This window comes from Zoogloea sp. GW822-FHT05C07 (genome assembly GCF_058800215.1).
Map to the genome: position 1 here is coordinate 3,102,520 of NZ_CM179510.1, position 19,205 is coordinate 3,121,724.

A 19,205-nucleotide genomic window follows, 5' to 3' on the forward strand; every position below is an offset into this window, starting at 1 on the left:
CGGGGAACGGTGCGGCCGGCGGGCGGTGCCAGCGACGGACCCGAAGAGCATAGCACCTCGGCCTGCGGCTTCCCGTGACGGGCTTGGGGGTGTGTCGCAGCCGTTCAGCCGATGACGGTCACCACCACCCGCCGGCTGTGGCTGCTGCTGCGGTGTTCCCACAGGAAGAGGCTCTGCCAGGTGCCCAGCAGCAGGCGGCCCTGGCCGATGGGCACGCTCAGGCTGACATCCGACAGCACGCTGCGGGCATGGGCGGCCATGTCGTCGTCGCCCTCCTGGTCATGGCGGTAGGCTGGATCCCCGTCCGGGGCGAGCCGACCGAAGACCGTTTCGAGGTCGCGGCGCACGTCCGGGTCGGCGTTCTCGGTGATCATCAGCGAGCAACTGGTGTGCTGCACGAATACATGGGCGAGGCCGGTGGCGATGCCGGCGCTGGCCACCACGTCGGCAACCTGCGCGGTGATGTCGAGGCTGCCGCGGCCACGGGTGCGGAATTCGAGGATCTGCTGGAAGACCATCGTCACAGCCCCCGCGCCCAGGCCGGTCGCAGCCCGGCTGCCGCCGGTGTGGCGATGGCGCTGCGTACTTCGGCGAGCAGGCGGGCCTTGTCGGCGCCGAGGGTGCCTTTCAGCACCAGCCAGTTGCTGGCGTGGTCGGAGCGGAACACCGTGCGGCGCAGTTCGAGCTGGCTCAGGAAGCGCTCCATCTCGCGGAACAGGCTGGGCTGATCGAGAGGCTCCCATTCCGGGAAGGCGTCGCGGAAGCGGGCTTCGCCGGTCGGGAAGCTGACCACCAGTGTAGACAGGAATTCCGGCTGCGTGGCGTTGGCGAGGCGGGCTGAGTTGTCGGCGTGCCGGTCGCTGAGGATCTGTCCGCCGAGGCCGTTGAGGATCATCACCGAGCGGGTGATGCCGGCCTCGCCGAGCTTGTCGAGGGCTTCCCGCGTCGATTCGAAGGTTTCGCCCTTGTTCACCTTCGCCAGCACTTCGTCGTCGCCGGATTCCGCGCCGAGGTAGGCCATGCGCAGGCCGGCCTCGCGCAGGCTGGCCAGTTCCGCAACCGTTTTCTTCTTCAGGTTGCGGGCCAGGCAGTAGCTGGAGACCCGATGCACGCCGGGCAGGTGCGTGCGGATCGCCTCGAGGATCGCCAGCAGGCGGCGGGTCGGCAGCACCAGCGCGTCGCCGTCGGCGAGGAACACCCGGCGGACCTGGCTGCTGTAACGTTCGCCGATGCGGCGGATGCTGGTCAGCACTTCGTCTTCGTCGCGGGCGCGGAAGGCTTTCTGAGGGGCGGTATACATCTCGCAGAAGCTGCACTGGTTCCACGAACAACCGTCGGTGACCGGCAGGATCAGGGATTCCGCCTCACTGGGCGGGCGGAAGACCGGTTCGACGTAGCGGATCAAAGGGGCGTTCATGGCTAGCGAGGCTGCAGACTGGGAGGCCGACAGGCTACCATCGGGGCAGAATCACTTCGAGATGCTTTGCCATGGCTGAAACGACCTCTTCCTGTTCCGGTGGTTGCAGTTGCGGCGCGGCAAGTCCGCAATTGGTCGGCCTCAATGAGCCGGTCCGGCCCGGTGGCGAGGCCACGCTGCGGTCGACCTTCCGCGTCAGCGACATGGATTGTCCGGCCGAGGAGGCACTGGTGCGCATGGAACTGGACGGACTGGCCCACGGGCTGGTGTTCGATCTCGGTGCGCGCACCGTCACTGTCTGGCACGCGGCGGCGGCCGATGAGGTCGAGGCCCGCATCGCCCGCCTGGGCATGGGGGCGGAGCGCGTCGCCAGTGGTCCGGCGGCCGGGGCGCCGACGGCGCGGGTGGAGGATCCGGTCGCCGAACGGCGGGCGCTGCGCTGGCTGCTCGCCATCAACGCGGCGATGTTCGTGGTCGAGGGGCTGGCCGGCTGGTGGGCGGAGTCGTCCGGCCTGCTCGCCGACGGCCTCGACATGTTCGCCGATGCGGCGGTGTACGCCGTGGCGCTGTACGCGGTCGGGCGCGGGGCGGCGCTGCAGTTGAAGGCGGCGCGCTTCGCCGGCGTGCTGCAGTTGCTGCTCGGGCTGGGCCTGTTCGTGCAGGTGGCGGACCACGTGCTCTACGGCTCGGAAACCTTGGCCGGTGCGATGATGGGCGTGTCGTTGCTGGCGCTGGTCGCCAACGTGGCCTGCATGGTGCTGATCGCCGGCCACCGGGATGGCGGCGCGCACATGAAGGCCAGCTACATCTTCACCGCCAACGATGCGCTGGCCAACCTCGGCGTGATCGTCGCCGGCGGGCTGGTCGCCTGGCTCGGCAGCCCGTGGCCGGACTGGGTGGTGGGCAGCATCATCGGCGCCATGGTGCTGGCTGGCGCGTGGCGCATCCTGCGCCTGCGCCACTGAGGCCGGCGCGGTTCAGCGCGGCCGGCTGCCCATCGCCTCGCCGAGGCGGATCGGCCGGGCCGGGGCCCAGGCCTCGGTGAAGGACAGGCGTTTCTTGGGGAACAGCATTACCACAGTAGAACCGAGCAGGAAGCGACCCATCTCGTCGCCCTTCTTCAGCGTGACCTGGCCGGCGGGGTAGTCCCATTCGCGGATCTTGCCGGGGCGCGGCGGGTTGATCTGGCCCTGCCACACGGTGGCCATGCTGCCGACGATGGTCGCGCCGACCAGCACCAGCACGAAGGGGCCGATCTCGACGTTCTCGAAGACGCACACCACCCGCTCGTTGCGGGCGAACAGGCCGGGCACGCCGCGGGCGGTGGTCGGATTGACCGAGAACAGCGCGCCGGGCACGTAGATCATGCGGGTCAGGCGGCCGTCGCAGGGCATGTGGATGCGGTGGTAGTCCCGTGGGCTGAGGTAGAGGGTGGCGAATTCGCCGTCCTGGAACTGGATCGCCAGGTCCCGGTCGCCGCCGACCAGCGCTTGGGTGGAGTAGGTGTGGCCCTTGGCCTGGAAGATCTGGTCGCGGTCGATGCGGCCGAACTGGCTGATCGCGCCATCCACCGGGCAGATGAAGTCGGCGTCGGCGTGGGGGCGGGCGCCGGCCTTCAGCGGGCGGGTGAAGAAGTCGTTGAAGCTGGCATAGCTGGCGATGTCCGGGTTGGCCGCCTCGTCCATGTTCACCCCGTAGCGGCCGACGAACCAGCGGATCACCCCGGTGGTGAGGCCACCGGCCCGGGCTCCGGCCAGCTTGCCGGCCAGCACGGTGAGGGCCTGCTTGGGGATCAGGTATTGGGGAAGGACTTTGAGGCGGTCGGACACGGCAGGTTTCCGGCGGAAGCGAAGGGGCGGATTATAGCGGCCCGTCCGCGCTTCGTCGGTCGGCTGCTGCGGGGGTCAGCGGCCGGCTCCGGTGACGATCGGAAAGGCCCGGTCGTAGGCCAGGTTGAAGCCGAAGGCATACACCACGTAGGCCAGCGCGATGCTGATGTCGGCGACGAGGGCGCTGAGCCAGTCCATGCCGGTCCACAGCATCACCACCGGCAGCGTCAGCATGAACAGCCCGCCTTCGAAGCCGATGGCGTGGACCGCCCGCAGCCGCCATGGGCGGCGATCCGCAGTGCGGCCGGTGAGGCGGCCTTCCAGCCAGTCGAAGGCGGTGTTGAAGCTGCCGTTCCAGATGGCGGCGATGACCGCCAGGATGGCCATCAGCACGAAGGAGTCGCGGCACGGCTGGCCGGACAGCCAGATGTAGGGCGGCGTGATCAGCAGCAAGCCGCAGATCTCGAAAAGGGCGATCTGGCGCAGGCGGTCGGTAAAGCTGCGCTGGACGGGGAAATGGGAGGCTGACATGGGAATCGCTACAAGGGCACGAATGGAATTGACCGTGCCGGCCCGCGGGAGTTTAACCTGTCGCGACAGAACCGCTAAAATCCAGCCCCCGAGCTTTTCCTACGATCCATGATGGTTTCCTCTTCCGTCCCGCTGGTTTGCCATCCGGATACGCCGGCCGCCGGTGTGGCGGCGATTCACGTGGAATTCGAGCGCAGTGCCAATGGCGGCCTGCGGCTGCGCTACCGGCTGGACGGCGAGCTGGCGGGCCTGCGCATTCCAGACGCTGCGACGCCCTTGCCTGCGGACCGCCTGTGGGCCTATACCTGTTTTGAAGTGTTCGTCGGCGTCGCAGCTGCCGATGCATATCGGGAATTCAATTTTTCTCCGAACGGCCAGTGGGCGCGCTTCGATTTCGCCACCTACCGGGGCCGCGTGCCCTCGCCGGTCGGTCCCGCGCCGCGGCTCGTCATCACCCGCGATGCCGGCGTGCTGAGCCTGGAGGCGCAACTCGAAGCGGCCAGCCTGCCGGCCGGCGAACTGCAGCTGGGCATCACCGCCGTCGTCGAGCATGGCGACGGCCATCACAGTTACTGGGCGCTGGCGCATCCGCCGGGTCAGCCCGACTTTCATCACCGCGACGGTTTGGCCGTCGCTCTCAAGGCTCCGACACCATGATCCGTTTCGGTCTCGACCGCCTGCTTGCCGACTCCGAACTGCGCCGTCCGCTGGCCGGCAAGCGGGTTGCCCTGCTGGCCCATCCGGCCTCCGTCACCCGTGACCTGACCCACTCCCTCGATGCGCTGGCGGCCCTGCCCGACATCCAGCTGTCGGCGGCCCTCGGCCCCCAGCACGGGCTGCGCGGCGACAAGCAGGACAACATGGTGGAGTCGCCGGATTTCTTCGATCCCCGGCACGGCATCCCGGTGTTCAGCCTGTACGGCGAAGTGCGCCGGCCGACGGCGCCGATGATGGACCGCTTCGACGTGCTGCTGGTGGACCTGCAGGACCTGGGTTGCCGCATCTACACCTTCATCACCACGCTGCGCTATGTGCTGGAGGCGGCCGCCCGCCATGGCAAGAGCGTGTGGGTGCTGGACCGCCCGAACCCGGCCGGGCGTCCGGTCGAGGGCACGCTGCTGCAGCCTGGCTGGGAGAGCTTCGTTGGCGCCGGCCCCTTGCCGATGCGCCACGGCCTGACGATGGGCGAGCTGGCACGTTGGTTCGTCGCCACACTGAAGCTCGACGTGGATTGCCAGGTGATCACGATGGAGGGCTGGCAGCCCGAGACGGCCCCCGGCTACGGTTGGCCGCTGGGCGAGCGCAGCTGGATCAACCCGAGCCCCAACGCGCCCAACCTGTCGATGGCGCGGGCCTATGCCGGCACCGTGATGCTGGAGGGTACGACGCTGTCCGAAGGGCGCGGCACCACCCGCCCGCTGGAACTGTTCGGTGCGCCGGACCTGGATGCCCCCAAGGTGCTGGCCGAGATGCAGGCCTTTGCGCCCAAGTGGCTGGCCGGCTGCAAGCTGCGCGAATGCTGGTTCGAGCCGACCTTCCACAAGCACGCCGGCAAGCTGTGCCAGGGCGTGCAGATCCACGTGGAAGATCCGACCCATTACGACCACGCGGCCTTCCGCCCGTGGCGCCTGCAGGCGCTGGCCTTCAAGGCGATCCGCCGGGTGCGCCGCGATTACCCGCTGTGGCGGGATTTCCCGTACGAGTACGAGCACGACCGCCTGGCCATCGATCTGATCAATGGCTCGGAGATCCTGCGCGAATGGGTGGACGATGCGACGACGCGTCCCGGCGACCTGGATGCGCTGGCGATGGCCGATGAGAAGGCCTGGGACGAGGAGCGGCGGGATTACCTGCTGTATTGAACGAAACGGCCTCCGGCCCGGAACCGGGTGGGAGGCCGTCAGGCGCGATGCCGGCGGCGTTCAGGCGACGGCGCGCAGCGTCACGCTGGTGTCGACGCGGCCGATGATCTTCTGGACTGCGCGGCGGGCGGCGGTATTGATGACCAGCGGGGCCATCACGTTGGTCTGCGGAGCGGTGCTGCCCTCGTCGTTGTCGCGGACGATCAGCAGCACGCTGACGTCGTCCGGATTGCCCAGCTGGAGCGCGGCGACTTCGTCGTCGGTCAGCGTGAATTCATAGTTCAGCCCGAGCACGTCCGGTGTGGTGACGGTGAACGTCACTTCGGGGGCATCCACGCCCTGCAGCACGAAGATGTTCGGTGCGGCGTTGCCTTCCGGGTGCAGCAGCGTGAACTGGCGGCTGGCTTCGAAGCCGGGCAGGCCGTTCGGAAATTCGATGATGCGGTCGGGCGATACGTCGACTTCGCCGATGACGGGACTGGTGATCTTCATGGTTTTTCCCCCTTTGGAATGAGCGTAGGTCAGGCCGGAACGGTGTTGGCCGACAAACTGTATTCCATCATAGATGGCAGGCTGTTGATCCACCGCAGGAATTGAGGGGTCTTTTGGCGGTATTCCTTTTCGCTCAGCATCGCGGGGAGAGGCGCGTCGGGACTCGTTCTTGCCGTGGGAAGGGGGGGCTGGACATGACAAGGGGGCGCCCGTGGGCGCCCCCTTGTCATGTCATCGGCGGCCGGGCCGGGGCCCGGTGTCGCGCCGTGTCTTAGCGGTCGCGGTTGAAGGTGCGGCCGGTACGCGGCTTGCCTTGACCTTCACCGTGGTTGCCACCGAAGCCCGCCGGGCTGTGCTGGCTGGAGCTGCGCTTGGCCACGTGGGGGAACTCGGTGCGGTGCTCAGGATGACGCGGTGCGCCGGAGGCGTCGCGGCGGGGCGCATCGCGGAAGTCGCGGCGGCCTTCGCCGTTGCCGGCCCAAGGGCTGGCGCTACGACCTTCGCTGCGGCCTTCGCCACGGTTGTCGTCACGACGCTCGCGGTCGAAGCGGTTGCCGCTGCCGCTGCCGCTGCCGCCGGACGGGCGCTTGTCGCCGAAGCGGCCGCCGCCGCCGCTCTTGTTGCCGTAGCCACCACGGCCATCGCGGCGCGGGCCGCCGGGGCGACGCTCGTCGGCCGGCAGCGTGCTGCGCGGCTCGAGGCCGGGCAGGGTGTGCACGGCCAGCGGCTGGCGGGTGTAGCGTTCGATGGCGCGCAGCAGGCGCACATCGCGGCGCTCGGCCAGGCTGATGGCGATGCCGCTGGCGCCGCCGCGGCCGGTACGGCCGATGCGGTGCACGTAGTCGGCGGCGACCTTCGGCAGGTCGTAGTTGATCACGTGGCTGATGGTGCGCACGTCGATGCCGCGGGCGGCAACGTCGGTGGCGATCAGCACGCGCAGGTGGCCGCGACGCAGCTGGTCGAGGGTGCGGGTGCGCATGCGCTGGTTCATGTCGCCGTGCAGGGCGGCAACGGAGTGGCCCTGGGATTCCAGGTTCAGCGTCAGGGCATCGGCGTCGCGCTTGGTGGCGGTGAACACGATGGCCTGTTCGACGCCCACGTCACGCAGGATGCCGTCGAGCAGACGGTTCTTGTGGCTGATGTCGTCGGCGACCAGCAGACGCTGTTCGATGTTCTCGTGGCGGGTCTGCGCGGAGGCGATCTCGATGCGCTCCGGATCCTTCAGCAGGCGCTGCATCATGCGCGCGACCTGACCGTCGAGGGTAGCCGAGAAGAACAGGGTCTGGCGATCGGCCGGCAGCTTGGCGACGATGGCCTCGATGTCGTCCACGAAGCCCATGTCGAGCATGCGGTCGGCTTCGTCGAGGATCAGGATCTCCAGGCGACCGAAGTCGATGCGGCCGCTGTTCATCTGGTCCATCAGGCGGCCGGGAGTGGCCACCAGAATTTCATAGGGGCTGGACAGCAGCTTGTTCTGCACCGGGTAGGGCATGCCGCCGACCACGCTGACGGCCTTTGCGTAGCGCAGGTTCTTGCCGTAGCCCTTGCAGGCGTCGGTGACCTGAACGGCCAGTTCGCGGGTCGGGGTGAGCACCAGCACGCGGGGACCGCGGGCCTTGATGGTGGATTCGGTGGTCAGGCGCTGCAGGGACGGCAGCATGAAGGCTGCCGTCTTGCCGGAGCCGGTCTGGCTGGAAACCACGAGATCCTTGCCGGCGAGGGCGGCGGGAATAGCGGCTTGCTGGACCGGGGTGGGTTCGGTGTAGCCGGCGTCGGCAACGGCTTTGACGATCTGTTCGGAGAGCCCGAGAGTGGCGAAATCCATGTTCGCTTCCTTATCTTTTGTATGGCGGATGCGGTGCCCGCGAAGAAAAAACGGCAACGCGCCGCTACGCGCAAATGCGTGCGACTGAATGGCTGCCTGACTGGCATATCGGCACTAACCGATCAGGACAACCTCACGTCTAATACGGGAGATATAAGAAGGTCAGGGACGATGTGACTCGGTGCGAAACCGCTTTTTTGCACCGGACCGCGGACTATAGCCATAATGCGCCCGTCGCACAAGAAAAATGTTGCGGCGCGACAAGATATTGCAGGTCTTGAAGGAGGCTTTATGCGTTTGGACGACAGCCGGGAAAGCGACAACGTCGAGGATAGACGCGGTGGCGGGGGCGGGGGCTTGCCCGTGGGCGGTATCGGTGTCGGCACCGTGGTGCTGGCACTGGTGGCGATGTATTTCGGCATCGATCCGCGGGTCGTGCTGAACCAGGCGTCCCATGTGTCGGCCCCGCCGCCGTCGGCGGCGCAGCAACAACAGCGTCCGCCGGCCAACGACGCGGAGACGAAATTCGTGCGCAAGGTGCTCGGCGAAACCGAGGACACCTGGCAGCAGATCTTCCGCCAGGCTGGCAAGCAGTACGAGGATCCGAAGCTGGTGCTGTTCACCGGTGCCACCCGTACCGCCTGTGGCACCGGGCAGGCGGCGATGGGGCCGTTCTACTGTCCGGCGGATCACAAGGTTTACATCGACCTGGGCTTCTACCAGGAGCTGAAGACGCGCTTCAAGGCACCGGGGGATTTCGCCCAGGCCTACGTGATCGCCCATGAGGTCGGGCACCACGTGCAGAACCTGCTCGGCGTGTCGGCCAAGGTGCAGGCGGCGCGGGAGCGGGCCAGCGAGCGGGAGGCCAACGCGCTGTCGGTGCGCCTGGAGCTGCAGGCGGACTGCCTGGCCGGGGTGTGGGCTAAGAACGCCGATACGGCCCGCCACATCCTCGACCAGGGCGACATAGACGAGGCGCTGCGCGCCGCCACCGCCATCGGTGATGACACTTTGCAGAAGCAGGCCAAGGGTTACGCGGTGCCGGACAGCTTCACCCACGGCTCGTCGGAGCAGCGCGTGCGCTGGTTCAAGCGCGGCATGGACAGCGGGCAGGTGAAGGACTGCAACACATTCCAGGCCAAGTCGCTGTAAGCGGCGTAGTAAACGACGAAGGGCCGGCCCCCGCAAGAGGGCCGGCCCTTCGTCGTTTACTACGGGTGATCAGCTGGCCAGCTTGGCGAAGGCGTCGATCACTTCCTGCGGGGCCTGGACCAGTTCGACCAGCACACCTTCACCACCGATGGGGAATTCTTCGTTGCCCTTGGGGTGGAGGAAGGTGATGTCGAAACCGGCGGCGCCCTTGCGGATGCCGCCCGGCGCGAAGCGCACGCCCTGGGCGGTGAGCCACTCGACGGCCTTCGGCAGGTCGTCGATCCACAGGCCCACGTGGTTCAGCGGGGTGGTGTGCACGGCCGGCTTCTTGTCGGGATCGAGGGGCTGCATCAGGTCCACCTCGACCTTGAACGGGCCCTTGCCCATGGCGGTGATGTCCTCGTCCACGTTCTCCCGTTCCGACTGGAAGGTGCCGGTGACTTCGAGGCCGAACATGTCCACCCACAGGGTGCGCAGGCGCGCTTTGGACGGGCCGCCGATGGCGATCTGCTGGACGCCGAGTACTTTGAATGGTCTTGTCATGATTGGTTTTTCCCTCCTAAAGGAGCCGGCATTCTACGGGAGTCGGCTGCCGGGCGGGATCACTGCCATTCCACGGCGGCGCACAGCAGGTAGCCGGCGCCGTATACCGTCTTGATGATCTTCGGGTCTTGCGGGTCGTCCTCCAGCTTGCGGCGCAGGCGCGAGATGCGCACGTCGATGCTGCGGTCGAAGGGGTCGAGGTCGCGTTCTCCGATCAGCTGTTCGCGGGTCAGGATCTTGTTGGGGCGCTTCAGCAGGGTCTGCAGCAGCGCCGCCTCGGCGGCGGACAGCGTGACTTCGCGGCCGTCGGCGGTGCTGAGGTGGAGGCGGCCGAGGTCGAAATGCCAGCCGGCGAAGGACGCACTGCTGTGGCCGCTGGATTCCTGCGCGGCGGCCTTCTGGTAGCGGCGCAGGATGGAACGCACGCGGGCCACCAGCTCGCGGGGCTCGAAGGGCTTGACCAGGTAGTCGTCGGCGCCCAGCTCCAGGCCCAGCACCCGGTCGGTGAGGCCGTCGCGGCCGGTCAGAATCAGGGCCGCGCAGGGGTGCTGTTCCTGCAGTTCGCGCAGCACCTGCAGGCCGTCCATGTCGGGCAGGCCCAGGTCGAGGATAGCCAGCTCCGGCTGCACGCGGCGGGTCCGCGCCAGCAGCGCGCGGCCGGTGCCGAAGCTCTCGCTGCGGAAACCGTATTCGGCGAGGCTGCTGGCGATCAGGCGGGCGATGTCGGCTTCGTCTTCGACGATGAAGATCAGGGGGCTGTCCTTGTCGGCGGCGGTCATGATGCCGGAGTCTCCGGGGGGGCGAGGGCGGCGAGGGCCGCGGCGAGGGCGCTGCGCTCGAAGGGTTTGCGCAGGGTCGGGATGTCGGGCATGCCGGCCGGCGGCTCGCCGGTGGCGTAGCCGGTGATCAGCAGGATCGGCAGCTCGGGGCGCAGCGCGCGGGCGGCGGCGGCCAGCTCCCGTCCGCCGAGGCCGGGCATCACGGTATCGGAGACCAGCAGCGCGATGTCCTCCACGGCCTCCAGCATGGTCTTCGCCTCGATGCCGTTGCCGGCTTCGAGGACCGGGTAGCCCAGCTCGGTGAGCTGCTGGCGGATCACCTTGCGCACCTCGGGTTCGTCCTCGACGAGCAGCACCAGGCAGTGGGCGTTCTCGGTGGCGGTGGCGGCCGGGGCAGCGTGGCCGGGTGCCGGCGCCGGCGCGTCGGTCATCGGCACGATGAAGCGCACGTTGGTGCCGGCGCCTGGCGTGCTGAGCACGCGGATGTTGCCGCCGGACTGGCGGATGAAGCCATACACCATGGCGAGGCCGAGGCCACTGCCGGCGCCGAAGGCCTTGGTGGTGAAGAAGGGTTCGAAGAGGCGCGGCAGCAGTTCCGGCGGAATGCCCGAGCCGGTGTCGGAGACGTCGAACTGCACGTAGTCGCCGGGCGGGACCTCGGCCTGCTGGGCGATGTTCGGCGTGACCTGGCGCCGCGTCACGGCGATGCGCAGTTCGCCGCCGTCGGGCATCGCGTCGCGGGCGTTGATGGCTAGGTTGAGCAGGGCGCTTTCCAGCTGGTGGGGATCGACCAGCGCGTAGAGCTTGCCCGCCGGCAGGTCGAGCTGCATGTGGATGCGCTCGGTGAGGGAGCGCGACAGCAGCGAGGTCATGCCATGCACCAGCGCACCGACTTCGACCGGGCTGGGCTCCAGCGGTTGCTGGCGGGAGAAGGTCAGCAGGCGGCGGATCAGCTCGGTGCCGCGCCGCGCGGCCGACAGGGCCGGCTCCAGGTAGTCGTCGTAGCCCTGGTGGGCCGGCAGCTTGTCGCGCAGCGTGGCCAGGTTGCCGGTGATGATGGTGAGCAGGTTGTTGAAGTCGTGGGCCAGGCCGCCGGTGAGCTGGCCGACGGCCTCCATCTTCTGGGCCTGGATCAGTGCGGCCTGGCTGGCTTTCTGCTCGGTGATGTCGATGGACAGCACGAAGTAGCCCTGCACGCCGCCGTTCGGCGAGACCTCGGGCACCAGCGCGCTGCGCGCATGGACCTGGCGGCCGGCCGGGTTGAGGCGCGAATACTCGTAGCTGACCTGCTCGCCGGTGGCCGCCAGGCCGATGTAGGGCCGGATCTGTGCGTAAGCCTCGGGGCCGAAGACTTCGGCGATGCTGCGCCCGATGATCCGCGTCGGGTCGATGCCGAACCATTCGGTGTAGCCGCGGTTGGCGAAGATGTAGCGCTCGTCGGCATCCACGTAGGCGATCAGCGCCGGGATGGCGTCCATGATCAGGCGCAGGCGTTCTTCGCTGCGGGCCAGCTGGCCGGCCAGCGCATCGAGGCGAGCGGTGGCCGCTTCCAGTTCCGCCGTGCGTGCGCTGACGCGGGTTTCGAGGGCGGCGTTCTGGCTTTCGATGAGCTGCTCGTAGCGGCGCTGCTCGGTGATGTCGGTCCACAGGGTCACGAAACCCAGGTTCGGGATCGGCACGCCGCGGATCGACAGCACCTGGCCATTGGGGCGGATGCGTTCGGCCTGGTGGGGCTGGAAGGAGCGCACCGAGGCCATGCGTTCGGCAACCAGACGCTCCACGTCGGCCTGGTTGCCGCCGCGTCCGCCAAGGCCGTATTCGCCGCGCTGGGCGTTGAAGCGCACGAAGTCCTCGAAGGGCGTGCCAACCCGCACCATCTCTTCGGGGAAATCGAGCAGGCGCAAAAGGGCCTTGTTCCAGGTTACCAGCCTGGGGGCCGCATCGAACACCGCGATGGCCTGGTCGAGCAGGTCGAAGCCGGCCAGCAGCAGGTCGTAGCGCCGCAGTTCTTCCGGCGTGGCGGGCTTGCCGGGGTTGGCTGGCGGCAGGCGGGACGTCATTGGCAGTGGCGGGCGATGTAGTCGAAGAAGGCGGCCTCAGGCAGCGGCGGCGAGAACAGGTAGCCCTGGCCGTAGTCGCAGCCGGCGGCAGCCAGGCGTTCCCGCTGGGCCTCGCTCTCGACACCCTCGGCGACCACTTCGAGGTCGAGCTTGTGGGCCATTGCGATGATCGCCTCGGTGATCGCCAGGTCGCTCGGGTCGGTGGTCAGGTCGCGCACGAAGGAGCGGTCGATCTTCAAGGTGTCGATGTCCATCCGCTTGAGGTAGGCCATCGCCGAGTAGCCGGTGCCGAAGTCATCGATGGAGATCTGGATGCCGGCGGCGCTGAGTCTCGCCAGCTGGGCGGTGACCGACGGGTGCTCGTCGAGCAGCAGACCCTCGGTAATCTCGATCGCGATGCTGGCGCCGGGCACCTTTCTCTCGTTCAGTTCGTCGAGCAGGACGGCCAGCGAGCGCCCCTTGGCGAACTGGCGCGGCGAGGCATTGACGGTGACCTGCAGGCTGTCGGCCTGCTCGGGCGGCACCGTCGCCCGCCAGCGCACCACCATGTCGATGGCCTGGCGGAAGACCCAGGTGCCGATGGTGTCGATCAGGCCCAGCTCTTCCGCCACCGGGACGAACTCCGCCGGGGACACGAAGCCGCGTGATGGCAGATTCCAGCGCAGCAGGGCTTCGGCCTTGTGCAAATGGCTGTCGGCGAGGCGCAGGATGGGCTGGAAGTGCAGGCTCAGCTGGCCCCGGTCGAGGGCGTGGCGCAGGTCCTTGCCCAGTTGCAGGCGCTGCAGCGCGGCCTCCTGCATGCGTGGCGAGAAGTAGCTGAAGCGGTTCCGACCCTCGTCCTTGGCGTGGTACATGGCCTGGTCGGCGTTCTTCAGGATGTTGGCCGGCGTCTCGGCATCCTTCGGGAACAGGGTGATACCGACGCTGGCTGACACGTAGGCGATGTCGTGGCCCAGCTGGAAGGGCTGGGCGAGGGTATCGATGATGTCTTCGGCGATGCGCTCGATCGGCGCTTCGTCGGCGAGGCCGGGCAGCAGCACGGTGAATTCGTCGCCGCCCTGGCGCGCCACCGTGTCGGATTCGCGCACGCAGCTGACGATGCGCCGCGCCGCCTCGACGAGCAGGCGGTCGCCGGCTTCGTGCCCGAGCGTGTCGTTGACCTCCTTGAAGCGGTCCAGGTCGATGAACATCACCGCCACGCAGTCGTGGGTGCGATGGGAGTGCTTCATCAGCTCGGCCAGGCGGTCGTTTAGCAGGCGGCGGTTGGGCAGGCCGGTCAGCGGATCGTAGTTGGCCTGCATCCAGATCAGCGCTTCGGTCTGCTTGCGGTCGGTGATGTCGGTGATCACGCCGACCAGGCCGCCGAGGCTGCCGTCCGACTTGAAATAGGTGGCCTTGTTGAAGATCACGTCCCGGTTGCGGCCGTCCGCTGACGAGACCAGCGCCTCGTAGGTCTGCACGCCGGGATGGTCGAACAGGGCCTGGTCGGCCTCGTGGTAGCGGGCGGCCAGCTCCGGCGGCGAGATCTCGAACACCGAGCGGCCGACGAGCTCGTGCCGCTGCTTGCCGAGGAAGGCTTCGAAGGCCTTGTTGCAGCCCAGGTAGCGGGCGTGTTCGTCCTTGAAGAACAGCGGGCTGGGGATCGCCTCGATGAGCTGGCCGATGAAGTGCAGCTGTTCGCGGGCGGTGCGCTCGGCGGTGCAGCGGGCGGTGATGTCCACCAGCATGCCGATGATGGCCGGGCGGCCGTCGAACTCGGTGCGGTTTCCGAAGACCTCCAGCTCGATCTGGCTGCCGTCCTTGCGCCGGCCGCGGAAGGTGTAGTGGGCGGTTTCCGCGCCGTGGTGCAGACGCCGCGAGATGGCCTCGCTGACCTTGCAGCGGTCGTCCGGCATGATTAGCGCGGTGGGTCCCAGGCGGCCGCAGATCTCAGCCTGCGTATAGCCGAACATCTCGGCAAAGCGCGGATTGGCGTAGCGGAACAGATCGTCCTGGATGATGTAGATGCCGATCAGCGCATTGCGGATGAGGGTGGGCAGCAACTCGTCCGCTTCGCGCAGCAGCTCTTCAGTCAGTGGTTCGTAAACGCGAGGCATGAAAAGGGAATGTTCTGGGCCGACCCGCCATTCTAGGCGTTGTCGTCGCGGTTGACCGCTTCGTCGTGGGCGAGCTGGCGCCGGTAGCGCTCCGGCGACATGCCGGTCCACCCGGTGAAGGCCCGGTAGAAGGCCGAGGTGTCGGCGTAGCCGAGGTCGGCGGCGACCTGGGCGATGGACTGGCGAGTTTTGGTCAGGCGCGACAGGGCCAGGTCCCGGCGCAGCGCCTCCTTGATGCCGCGGAAGCTGGAGCCTTCTTCTTCCAGGCGGCGGTGCAGCGTGCGCGGCGACATGTGCAGGCGGCCGGCCACGTCGTCCTGGGACAGGCTCACCGGCAGTGCATGGCGGATCAGGTCGCGGACCCGCGTGACGGTGTTGCGGTCGCGCCGGTAGAGCATGCTGATGCGCCCCGGCGCGCCGTCCAGGAAGGCCGCCAGCGCGGCTTCGTCGCGGCGTATCGGCAGGTCGAGGAGGGTCGCGTTGAAGCGTGCCACCAGCCGTGTGCCGGTTATGAAGGCGGAACGTTCCGTATAGACCAGCGCGTAGTCGTCGGCATGGGCGGGGCGGGCGAACGGAAAGTCCACCGCGTCGAGGGCTAGCCCGCGCCCCACCAGCCAGCACGACAGGCTGTGCAGCAGGCGCAGCAGCCATTCGAAGGCGAAGATCCGGGCCGGGTCGTCCGGCGTGGCGGCAACGGGCACGAGTTCGGTGATGTACAGCTCGGCGCGGTTGTCGTGGCGCTGCACGCCGACCGCTAGGTCGGGCAGCACGATGGACAGGAAGCGGCGCGCCCGGTCAAAGGCGTCGGCCAGTGTGGGTGCGCCGAGCATGCCGCGGCACAGGAATTCGAAGCTGCCCGGCCGCATCGGCGTGGAGAACAGGCCGAAGGCTTCGTCCTGCAACTCATCGATCACCAGGTTGTACAGCGTGGCGTAGCGGTCCACCGGAACGCGACTGGCTGCGTCTGCAATGTTGATGTCGAGGCCGGCGAGCAATGGCGCTGCGCTGATGTTGCGACGCAGCATTCCGGACAGCATGCCGCTGACGAAACCCATTGAAACAGTGGCACGTTTACGGGACGAACTGGTGGGCAAGCGGGTTTCGACTCCCTGAAGTGCGGATGGAAAGGTGCAAATGCAGCTTGGCGGATTTTGCACGAATCCCGTCGACAACGGCAATGGCGGACACCGCCGCCCGCTTCTACCATGAACGCATCGATAAACATGATGTGGGGGAGACAACCATGACCGACCTGAGCGTTGCCAAGAAGCTCGTCGCTTACAAGCCCAAGAACAAGGTGCGTTTCGTCACTGCGGCGGCGCTGTTCGATGGCCACGACGCGTCGATCAACATCATGCGGCGGATTCTTCAATCCACCGGCTCCGAGGTGATCCACCTCGGCCACAACCGCTCGGTGGGCGAGATCGTCAATGCCGCGCTGCAGGAAGACGTGCAGGGCATTGCGATCACGTCCTACCAGGGTGGCCATGTGGAATTCTTCAAGTACATGATCGACCTGCTGCGCGAGAACGGCGGCGAGAACATCAAGGTCTTCGGCGGCGGCGGCGGCGTGATCGTGCCGGCCGAGATCAAGGAACTCCACGACTACGGCGTGACCCGCATCTACTCGCCGGAAGACGGCGCCGTGCTGGGCCTGCAGGGCATGATCAACGACCTGGTGGAGCGCTGCGACGTGGATTTGTCCACCGCCGGCCCCCAGGGCGCCGATGCCGTCGTCGCCAGCCTCAAGTCCGGCGACCGCCGGGCGCTGTCGAGCATCATCACGGGCCTCGAGAACGGCGCCTACGGTGACGACGTCAAGAAGGCGCTGATCGAGGCCGCCAAGGCCCTCAAGGTGCCGACCCTCGGCATCACCGGCACCGGCGGCGCCGGCAAGTCCTCCCTCACCGACGAACTGGTGCGCCGTTTCCGCCTCGACCAGGACGACAAGCTCAAGCTGGCCATCGTCTCCATCGACCCGTCGCGCAAGCGCACCGGCGGCGCGCTGCTCGGCGACCGCATCCGCATGAATGCCATCGAGCATCCGAACATCTTCATGCGCTCGCTGGCGACCCGCGATACCGGCTCCGAAATCTCCGCTGCGCTGCCCGAAGTGATCGCCGCCACCAAGCTGGCCGGCTTCGACCTGATCGTCGTCGAGACCTCCGGCATCGGCCAGGGCAATGCGGCCATCGTGCCCTTCGTTGATGTGTCCCTGTACGTGATGACCCCCGAGTTCGGCGCCGCTTCGCAGCTCGAGAAGATCGACATGCTCGATTTCGCCGATTTCGTGGCGATCAACAAGTTCGACCGCAAGGGTGCCGAGGACGCGCTGCGCGACGTGCGCAAGCAGTACCAGCGCAACCGCGAGCTGTTCTCCACCCCCACCGACGAAATGCCGGTATTCGGCACCATGGCCGCTCGCTTCAATGACGACGGCGTGACCGCACTGTACCAGTCCCTCGCCCCGGCCCTGGCCGCCAAGGGACTTAAGCTCGCCAAGGCCAAGTTGCCGCTGGTGGCAGTCAAGGCCTCCAGCCGCGGCCGCGCCATCGTGCCCGCCGAGCGGGCCCGCTATCTGGCCGAGATTGCCGAGTCGGTGCGCGGCTACCACAAGCACACCCTGGATCAGTCCCGTATCGCCCGCGAGCGCCAGGCCCTGCGCATTTCCAAGCGACTGTTCGAAGGCTGCAGCAAGGATGCGGCCAACTTCGACGAGCTCATCGAGTGGAAGGACGGCGAACTGACCGGCACCTCCAAGAAGCTCCTCGACATGTGGCCGAAGACCGTCGAGCTGTACGCCGCCGACGAATACGTGGTGAAGATCCGCGACAAGGAAATCCGCACCGTCCTGACCTCCGAGTCCCTGTCCGGCAGCAAGATCCGCAAGGTGGCGCTGCCGACCTACGAGGACGAAGGCGAGACCCTCAAGTTCCTGATGAAGGAGAACGTGCCCGGCTCCTTCCCCTACACCGCCGGCGTGTTCGCCTTCAAGCGCGAGGGCGAGGACCCGACCCGCATGTTCGCCGGCGAAGGCGACGCCTTCCGCACCAACCGCCGCTTCAAGCGCGTGTCCGAAGGCATGCCGGCGCACCGCCTCTCCACCGCCTTCGACTCGGTCACCCTCTACGGCTGCGACCCGGATCCGCGTCCGGACATCTACGGCAAGATCGGCAACTCCGGCGTGTCCATTGCCACCTTGGATGACATGAAGGTGCTGTACGACGGCTTCGACCTGGTCAACCCGACCACCTCGGTGTCGATGACCATCAACGGCCCGGCGCCGATCATCCTGGCGATGTTCTTCAACACCGCGCTGCAGCAGCAACTGGCCAAGTTCAAGGCGCAGAACGACCGCGAGCCGACCGAAGAGGAAGCCGACAAGATCCGCGAGTGGGTGCTGGCTTCCGTCCGCGGCACCGTGCAGGCCGACATCCTGAAGGAAGACCAGGGCCAGAACACCTGCATCTTCAGCACCGAGTTCGCGCTGAAGATGATGGGCGACATCCAGGAGTTCTTCGTCCATAACAAGGTGCAGAACTTCTACTCGGTGTCGATCTCCGGTTACCACATCGCCGAAGCCGGCGCGAATCCGATCAGCCAGCTCGCCTTCACGCTGTCCAACGGCTTCACCTACGTGGAAAGCTACCTGGCGCGCGGCATGCACATCGACGACTTCGCGCCGAACCTGTCCTTCTTCTTCAGCAACGGCATGGACCCGGAATACTCGGTGATCGGCCGCGTCGCCCGCCGCATCTGGGCGGTGGCAATGAAGAACAAGTACGGCGCCAACGAGCGCAGCCAGAAGCTGAAGTACCACATCCAGACTTCCGGCCGCTCGCTGCACGCCCAGGAGATGGATTTCAACGACATCCGCACCACGCTGCAGGCGCTGATTGCCATCTACGACAACTGCAACTCGCTGCATACCAACGCCTACGACGAGGCGATCACCACGCCGACCGAGGAGTCCGTGCGCCGCGCGATGGCGATCCAGCTGATCATCAACCGCGAATGGGGCCTCTCCAAGAACGAGAACCCCAACCAGGGCGCCTTCATCATCGATGAGCTGACCGACCTGGTCGAAGAGGCGGTGCTCAAGGAGTTCGAGGCCATCAGCTCCCGCGGTGGCGTGCTCGGCGCGATGGAAACCGGCTTCCAGCGCGGCAAGATCCAGGAAGAGTCGCTGTACTACGAGCACAAGAAGCACGACGGTTCTTACCCGATCATCGGCGTGAATACCTTCCTCAACCCGAAGGGCATGGCCCAGCAGGAAATCGAGCTGGCCCGTTCCTCCGAGGACGAAAAGCAGAGCCAGCTTACCCGCCTGGCCGATTTCCAGGCCCGTAACGCCGACGAAGCGCCGAAGTGGCTGGCCAAGCTCAAGCAGACCGTCATCGAGAACGGCAACGTCTTCGCGGTGTTGGTGGAAGCGGTGAAGTACTGTTCCCTCGGCCAGATCACCGGCGCCCTGTATCAGGTGGGCGGCCAGTACCGTCGCAGCATGTAAGGCTTATAAAAAGACCCTTCGCAAGAGGGGAACAGCAGGAGAAAGCGGCGCCGTTTGGCGCCGCTTTTTCTTTGGGAGAAGGGTCGGGTCGGGTGTCCGGGTGTGACCG

General features: G+C 67.2%; 16 protein-coding genes. 5 read left to right on the forward strand and 11 right to left on the reverse strand.

Annotated elements, in window-relative coordinates; all coding sequences use genetic code 11:
• Window positions 1–104: 104 nt before the first annotated feature.
• Window positions 105–518, reverse strand: a complete 414-nt coding sequence (locus tag AC3QL2_RS14540) for a secondary thiamine-phosphate synthase enzyme YjbQ (protein WP_493231615.1) — start codon at window positions 516–518, stop codon at window positions 105–107.
• A 2-nt stretch (window positions 519–520) separates the two neighbouring features.
• Complete coding sequence (locus tag AC3QL2_RS14545; protein WP_493231102.1) at window positions 521–1,417, reverse strand: radical SAM protein; 897 nt, start codon at window positions 1,415–1,417, stop codon at window positions 521–523.
• Between the two features lie 71 nt (window positions 1,418–1,488).
• On the opposite strand from AC3QL2_RS14545, the gene AC3QL2_RS14550 reads away from it, so the two are divergent.
• The gene (locus AC3QL2_RS14550) at window positions 1,489–2,382 is read left to right on the forward strand and encodes a cation efflux transmembrane domain-containing protein (protein ID WP_493231103.1); all 894 of its coding nucleotides are present in this window, start codon (window positions 1,489–1,491) and stop codon (window positions 2,380–2,382) included.
• A 12-nt stretch (window positions 2,383–2,394) separates the two neighbouring features.
• Here AC3QL2_RS14550 and asd read toward each other — a convergent pair whose 3' ends face one another.
• Together asd and AC3QL2_RS14560 are read right to left on the reverse strand one after the other, a co-directional pair.
• Window positions 2,395–3,246: an archaetidylserine decarboxylase gene (gene asd / locus AC3QL2_RS14555; protein ID WP_493231104.1), complete on the reverse strand. Its 852-nt coding sequence runs from the start codon at window positions 3,244–3,246 to the stop codon at window positions 2,395–2,397.
• Window positions 3,247–3,321: 75 nt separating this feature from the next.
• A complete protein-coding gene (locus AC3QL2_RS14560) occupies window positions 3,322–3,777 on the reverse strand; it encodes a PACE efflux transporter (RefSeq protein ID WP_493231105.1) in 456 nt (151 codons plus the stop codon).
• Window positions 3,778–3,885: 108 nt separating this feature from the next.
• Here AC3QL2_RS14560 and AC3QL2_RS14565 point away from each other — a divergent pair, with 108 nt between their 5' ends.
• Both AC3QL2_RS14565 and AC3QL2_RS14570 read left to right on the forward strand, forming a co-directional pair.
• Entirely contained in the window at window positions 3,886–4,434 is a 549-nt protein-coding gene (locus AC3QL2_RS14565) for a DOMON-like domain-containing protein (RefSeq protein WP_493231106.1), read from the forward strand.
• On the forward strand, window positions 4,431–5,639 hold the full coding sequence (locus AC3QL2_RS14570) for an exo-beta-N-acetylmuramidase NamZ family protein (protein ID WP_493231107.1): 1,209 nt from the start codon (window positions 4,431–4,433) through the stop codon (window positions 5,637–5,639). The genes AC3QL2_RS14565 and AC3QL2_RS14570 overlap by 4 nt, the downstream gene beginning before the upstream one ends.
• Before the next feature lie 60 nt (window positions 5,640–5,699).
• On the opposite strand, the gene fliW is transcribed toward AC3QL2_RS14570, so the two are convergent.
• The gene (gene fliW / locus AC3QL2_RS14575; RefSeq protein ID WP_493231108.1) at window positions 5,700–6,131 is read right to left on the reverse strand and encodes a flagellar assembly protein FliW; all 432 of its coding nucleotides are present in this window, start codon (window positions 6,129–6,131) and stop codon (window positions 5,700–5,702) included.
• Between the two features lie 271 nt (window positions 6,132–6,402).
• The gene (locus tag AC3QL2_RS14580) at window positions 6,403–7,956 is read right to left on the reverse strand and encodes a DEAD/DEAH box helicase (protein WP_493231109.1); all 1,554 of its coding nucleotides are present in this window, start codon (window positions 7,954–7,956) and stop codon (window positions 6,403–6,405) included.
• Between the two features lie 291 nt (window positions 7,957–8,247).
• On the opposite strand from AC3QL2_RS14580, the gene ypfJ reads away from it, so the two are divergent.
• Window positions 8,248–9,108, forward strand: coding sequence for a KPN_02809 family neutral zinc metallopeptidase (gene ypfJ / locus AC3QL2_RS14585; protein WP_493231110.1), 861 nt, complete (start codon window positions 8,248–8,250; stop codon window positions 9,106–9,108).
• 69 nt (window positions 9,109–9,177) lie between these two features.
• Here the strand turns inward: ypfJ and AC3QL2_RS14590 are convergent, their stop codons facing one another.
• Genes AC3QL2_RS14590 through AC3QL2_RS14610 form a run of 5 tightly spaced genes read right to left on the reverse strand, consistent with a single transcriptional unit; the run spans window position 9,178 to window position 15,641 of the window.
• Window positions 9,178–9,654, reverse strand: coding sequence for a VOC family protein (locus AC3QL2_RS14590; RefSeq protein ID WP_493231617.1), 477 nt, complete (start codon window positions 9,652–9,654; stop codon window positions 9,178–9,180).
• A gap of 56 nt (window positions 9,655–9,710) precedes the next feature.
• Complete coding sequence (locus tag AC3QL2_RS14595) at window positions 9,711–10,430, reverse strand: response regulator transcription factor (RefSeq protein WP_493231111.1); 720 nt, start codon at window positions 10,428–10,430, stop codon at window positions 9,711–9,713.
• Window positions 10,427–12,490: a PAS-domain containing protein gene (locus AC3QL2_RS14600; protein WP_493231112.1), complete on the reverse strand. Its 2,064-nt coding sequence runs from the start codon at window positions 12,488–12,490 to the stop codon at window positions 10,427–10,429. The genes AC3QL2_RS14595 and AC3QL2_RS14600 overlap by 4 nt, the downstream gene beginning before the upstream one ends.
• A complete protein-coding gene (locus tag AC3QL2_RS14605) occupies window positions 12,487–14,586 on the reverse strand; it encodes a putative bifunctional diguanylate cyclase/phosphodiesterase (protein ID WP_493231113.1) in 2,100 nt (699 codons plus the stop codon). Before AC3QL2_RS14605 ends, AC3QL2_RS14600 begins: the two co-directional genes overlap by 4 nt.
• A 32-nt stretch (window positions 14,587–14,618) precedes the next feature.
• Window positions 14,619–15,641 carry an AraC family transcriptional regulator gene (locus tag AC3QL2_RS14610; protein WP_493231114.1) on the reverse strand — a complete coding sequence of 341 codons (1,023 nt, stop codon included), beginning with the start codon at window positions 15,639–15,641 and terminating at the stop codon, window positions 14,619–14,621.
• A gap of 188 nt (window positions 15,642–15,829) precedes the next feature.
• Between AC3QL2_RS14610 and icmF the strand changes: the two genes are divergently transcribed.
• The gene (icmF, locus tag AC3QL2_RS14615) at window positions 15,830–19,096 is read left to right on the forward strand and encodes a fused isobutyryl-CoA mutase/GTPase IcmF (RefSeq protein WP_493231115.1); all 3,267 of its coding nucleotides are present in this window, start codon (window positions 15,830–15,832) and stop codon (window positions 19,094–19,096) included.
• The last annotated feature ends 109 nt before the right edge of the window (window positions 19,097–19,205 follow it).

Coding starts and splice junctions, on each gene's coding strand:
- AC3QL2_RS14540 (WP_493231615.1), bottom strand. CDS start 518: ATGGTCTTCCAGCAGATCCTCGAATTCCGCACCCGTGGCCGCGGCAGC.
- AC3QL2_RS14545 (WP_493231102.1), bottom strand. CDS start 1,417: ATGAACGCCCCTTTGATCCGCTACGTCGAACCGGTCTTCCGCCCGCCC.
- AC3QL2_RS14550 (WP_493231103.1), top strand. CDS start 1,489: ATGGCTGAAACGACCTCTTCCTGTTCCGGTGGTTGCAGTTGCGGCGCG.
- AC3QL2_RS14560 (WP_493231105.1), bottom strand. CDS start 3,777: ATGTCAGCCTCCCATTTCCCCGTCCAGCGCAGCTTTACCGACCGCCTG.
- AC3QL2_RS14565 (WP_493231106.1), top strand. CDS start 3,886: ATGATGGTTTCCTCTTCCGTCCCGCTGGTTTGCCATCCGGATACGCCG.
- AC3QL2_RS14570 (WP_493231107.1), top strand. CDS start 4,431: ATGATCCGTTTCGGTCTCGACCGCCTGCTTGCCGACTCCGAACTGCGC.
- fliW (WP_493231108.1), bottom strand. CDS start 6,131: ATGAAGATCACCAGTCCCGTCATCGGCGAAGTCGACGTATCGCCCGAC.
- AC3QL2_RS14580 (WP_493231109.1), bottom strand. CDS start 7,956: ATGGATTTCGCCACTCTCGGGCTCTCCGAACAGATCGTCAAAGCCGTT.
- ypfJ (WP_493231110.1), top strand. CDS start 8,248: ATGCGTTTGGACGACAGCCGGGAAAGCGACAACGTCGAGGATAGACGC.
- AC3QL2_RS14595 (WP_493231111.1), bottom strand. CDS start 10,430: ATGACCGCCGCCGACAAGGACAGCCCCCTGATCTTCATCGTCGAAGAC.
- AC3QL2_RS14600 (WP_493231112.1), bottom strand. CDS start 12,490: ATGACGTCCCGCCTGCCGCCAGCCAACCCCGGCAAGCCCGCCACGCCG.
- AC3QL2_RS14605 (WP_493231113.1), bottom strand. CDS start 14,586: ATGCCTCGCGTTTACGAACCACTGACTGAAGAGCTGCTGCGCGAAGCG.
- AC3QL2_RS14610 (WP_493231114.1), bottom strand. CDS start 15,641: ATGGGTTTCGTCAGCGGCATGCTGTCCGGAATGCTGCGTCGCAACATC.
- icmF (WP_493231115.1), top strand. CDS start 15,830: ATGACCGACCTGAGCGTTGCCAAGAAGCTCGTCGCTTACAAGCCCAAG.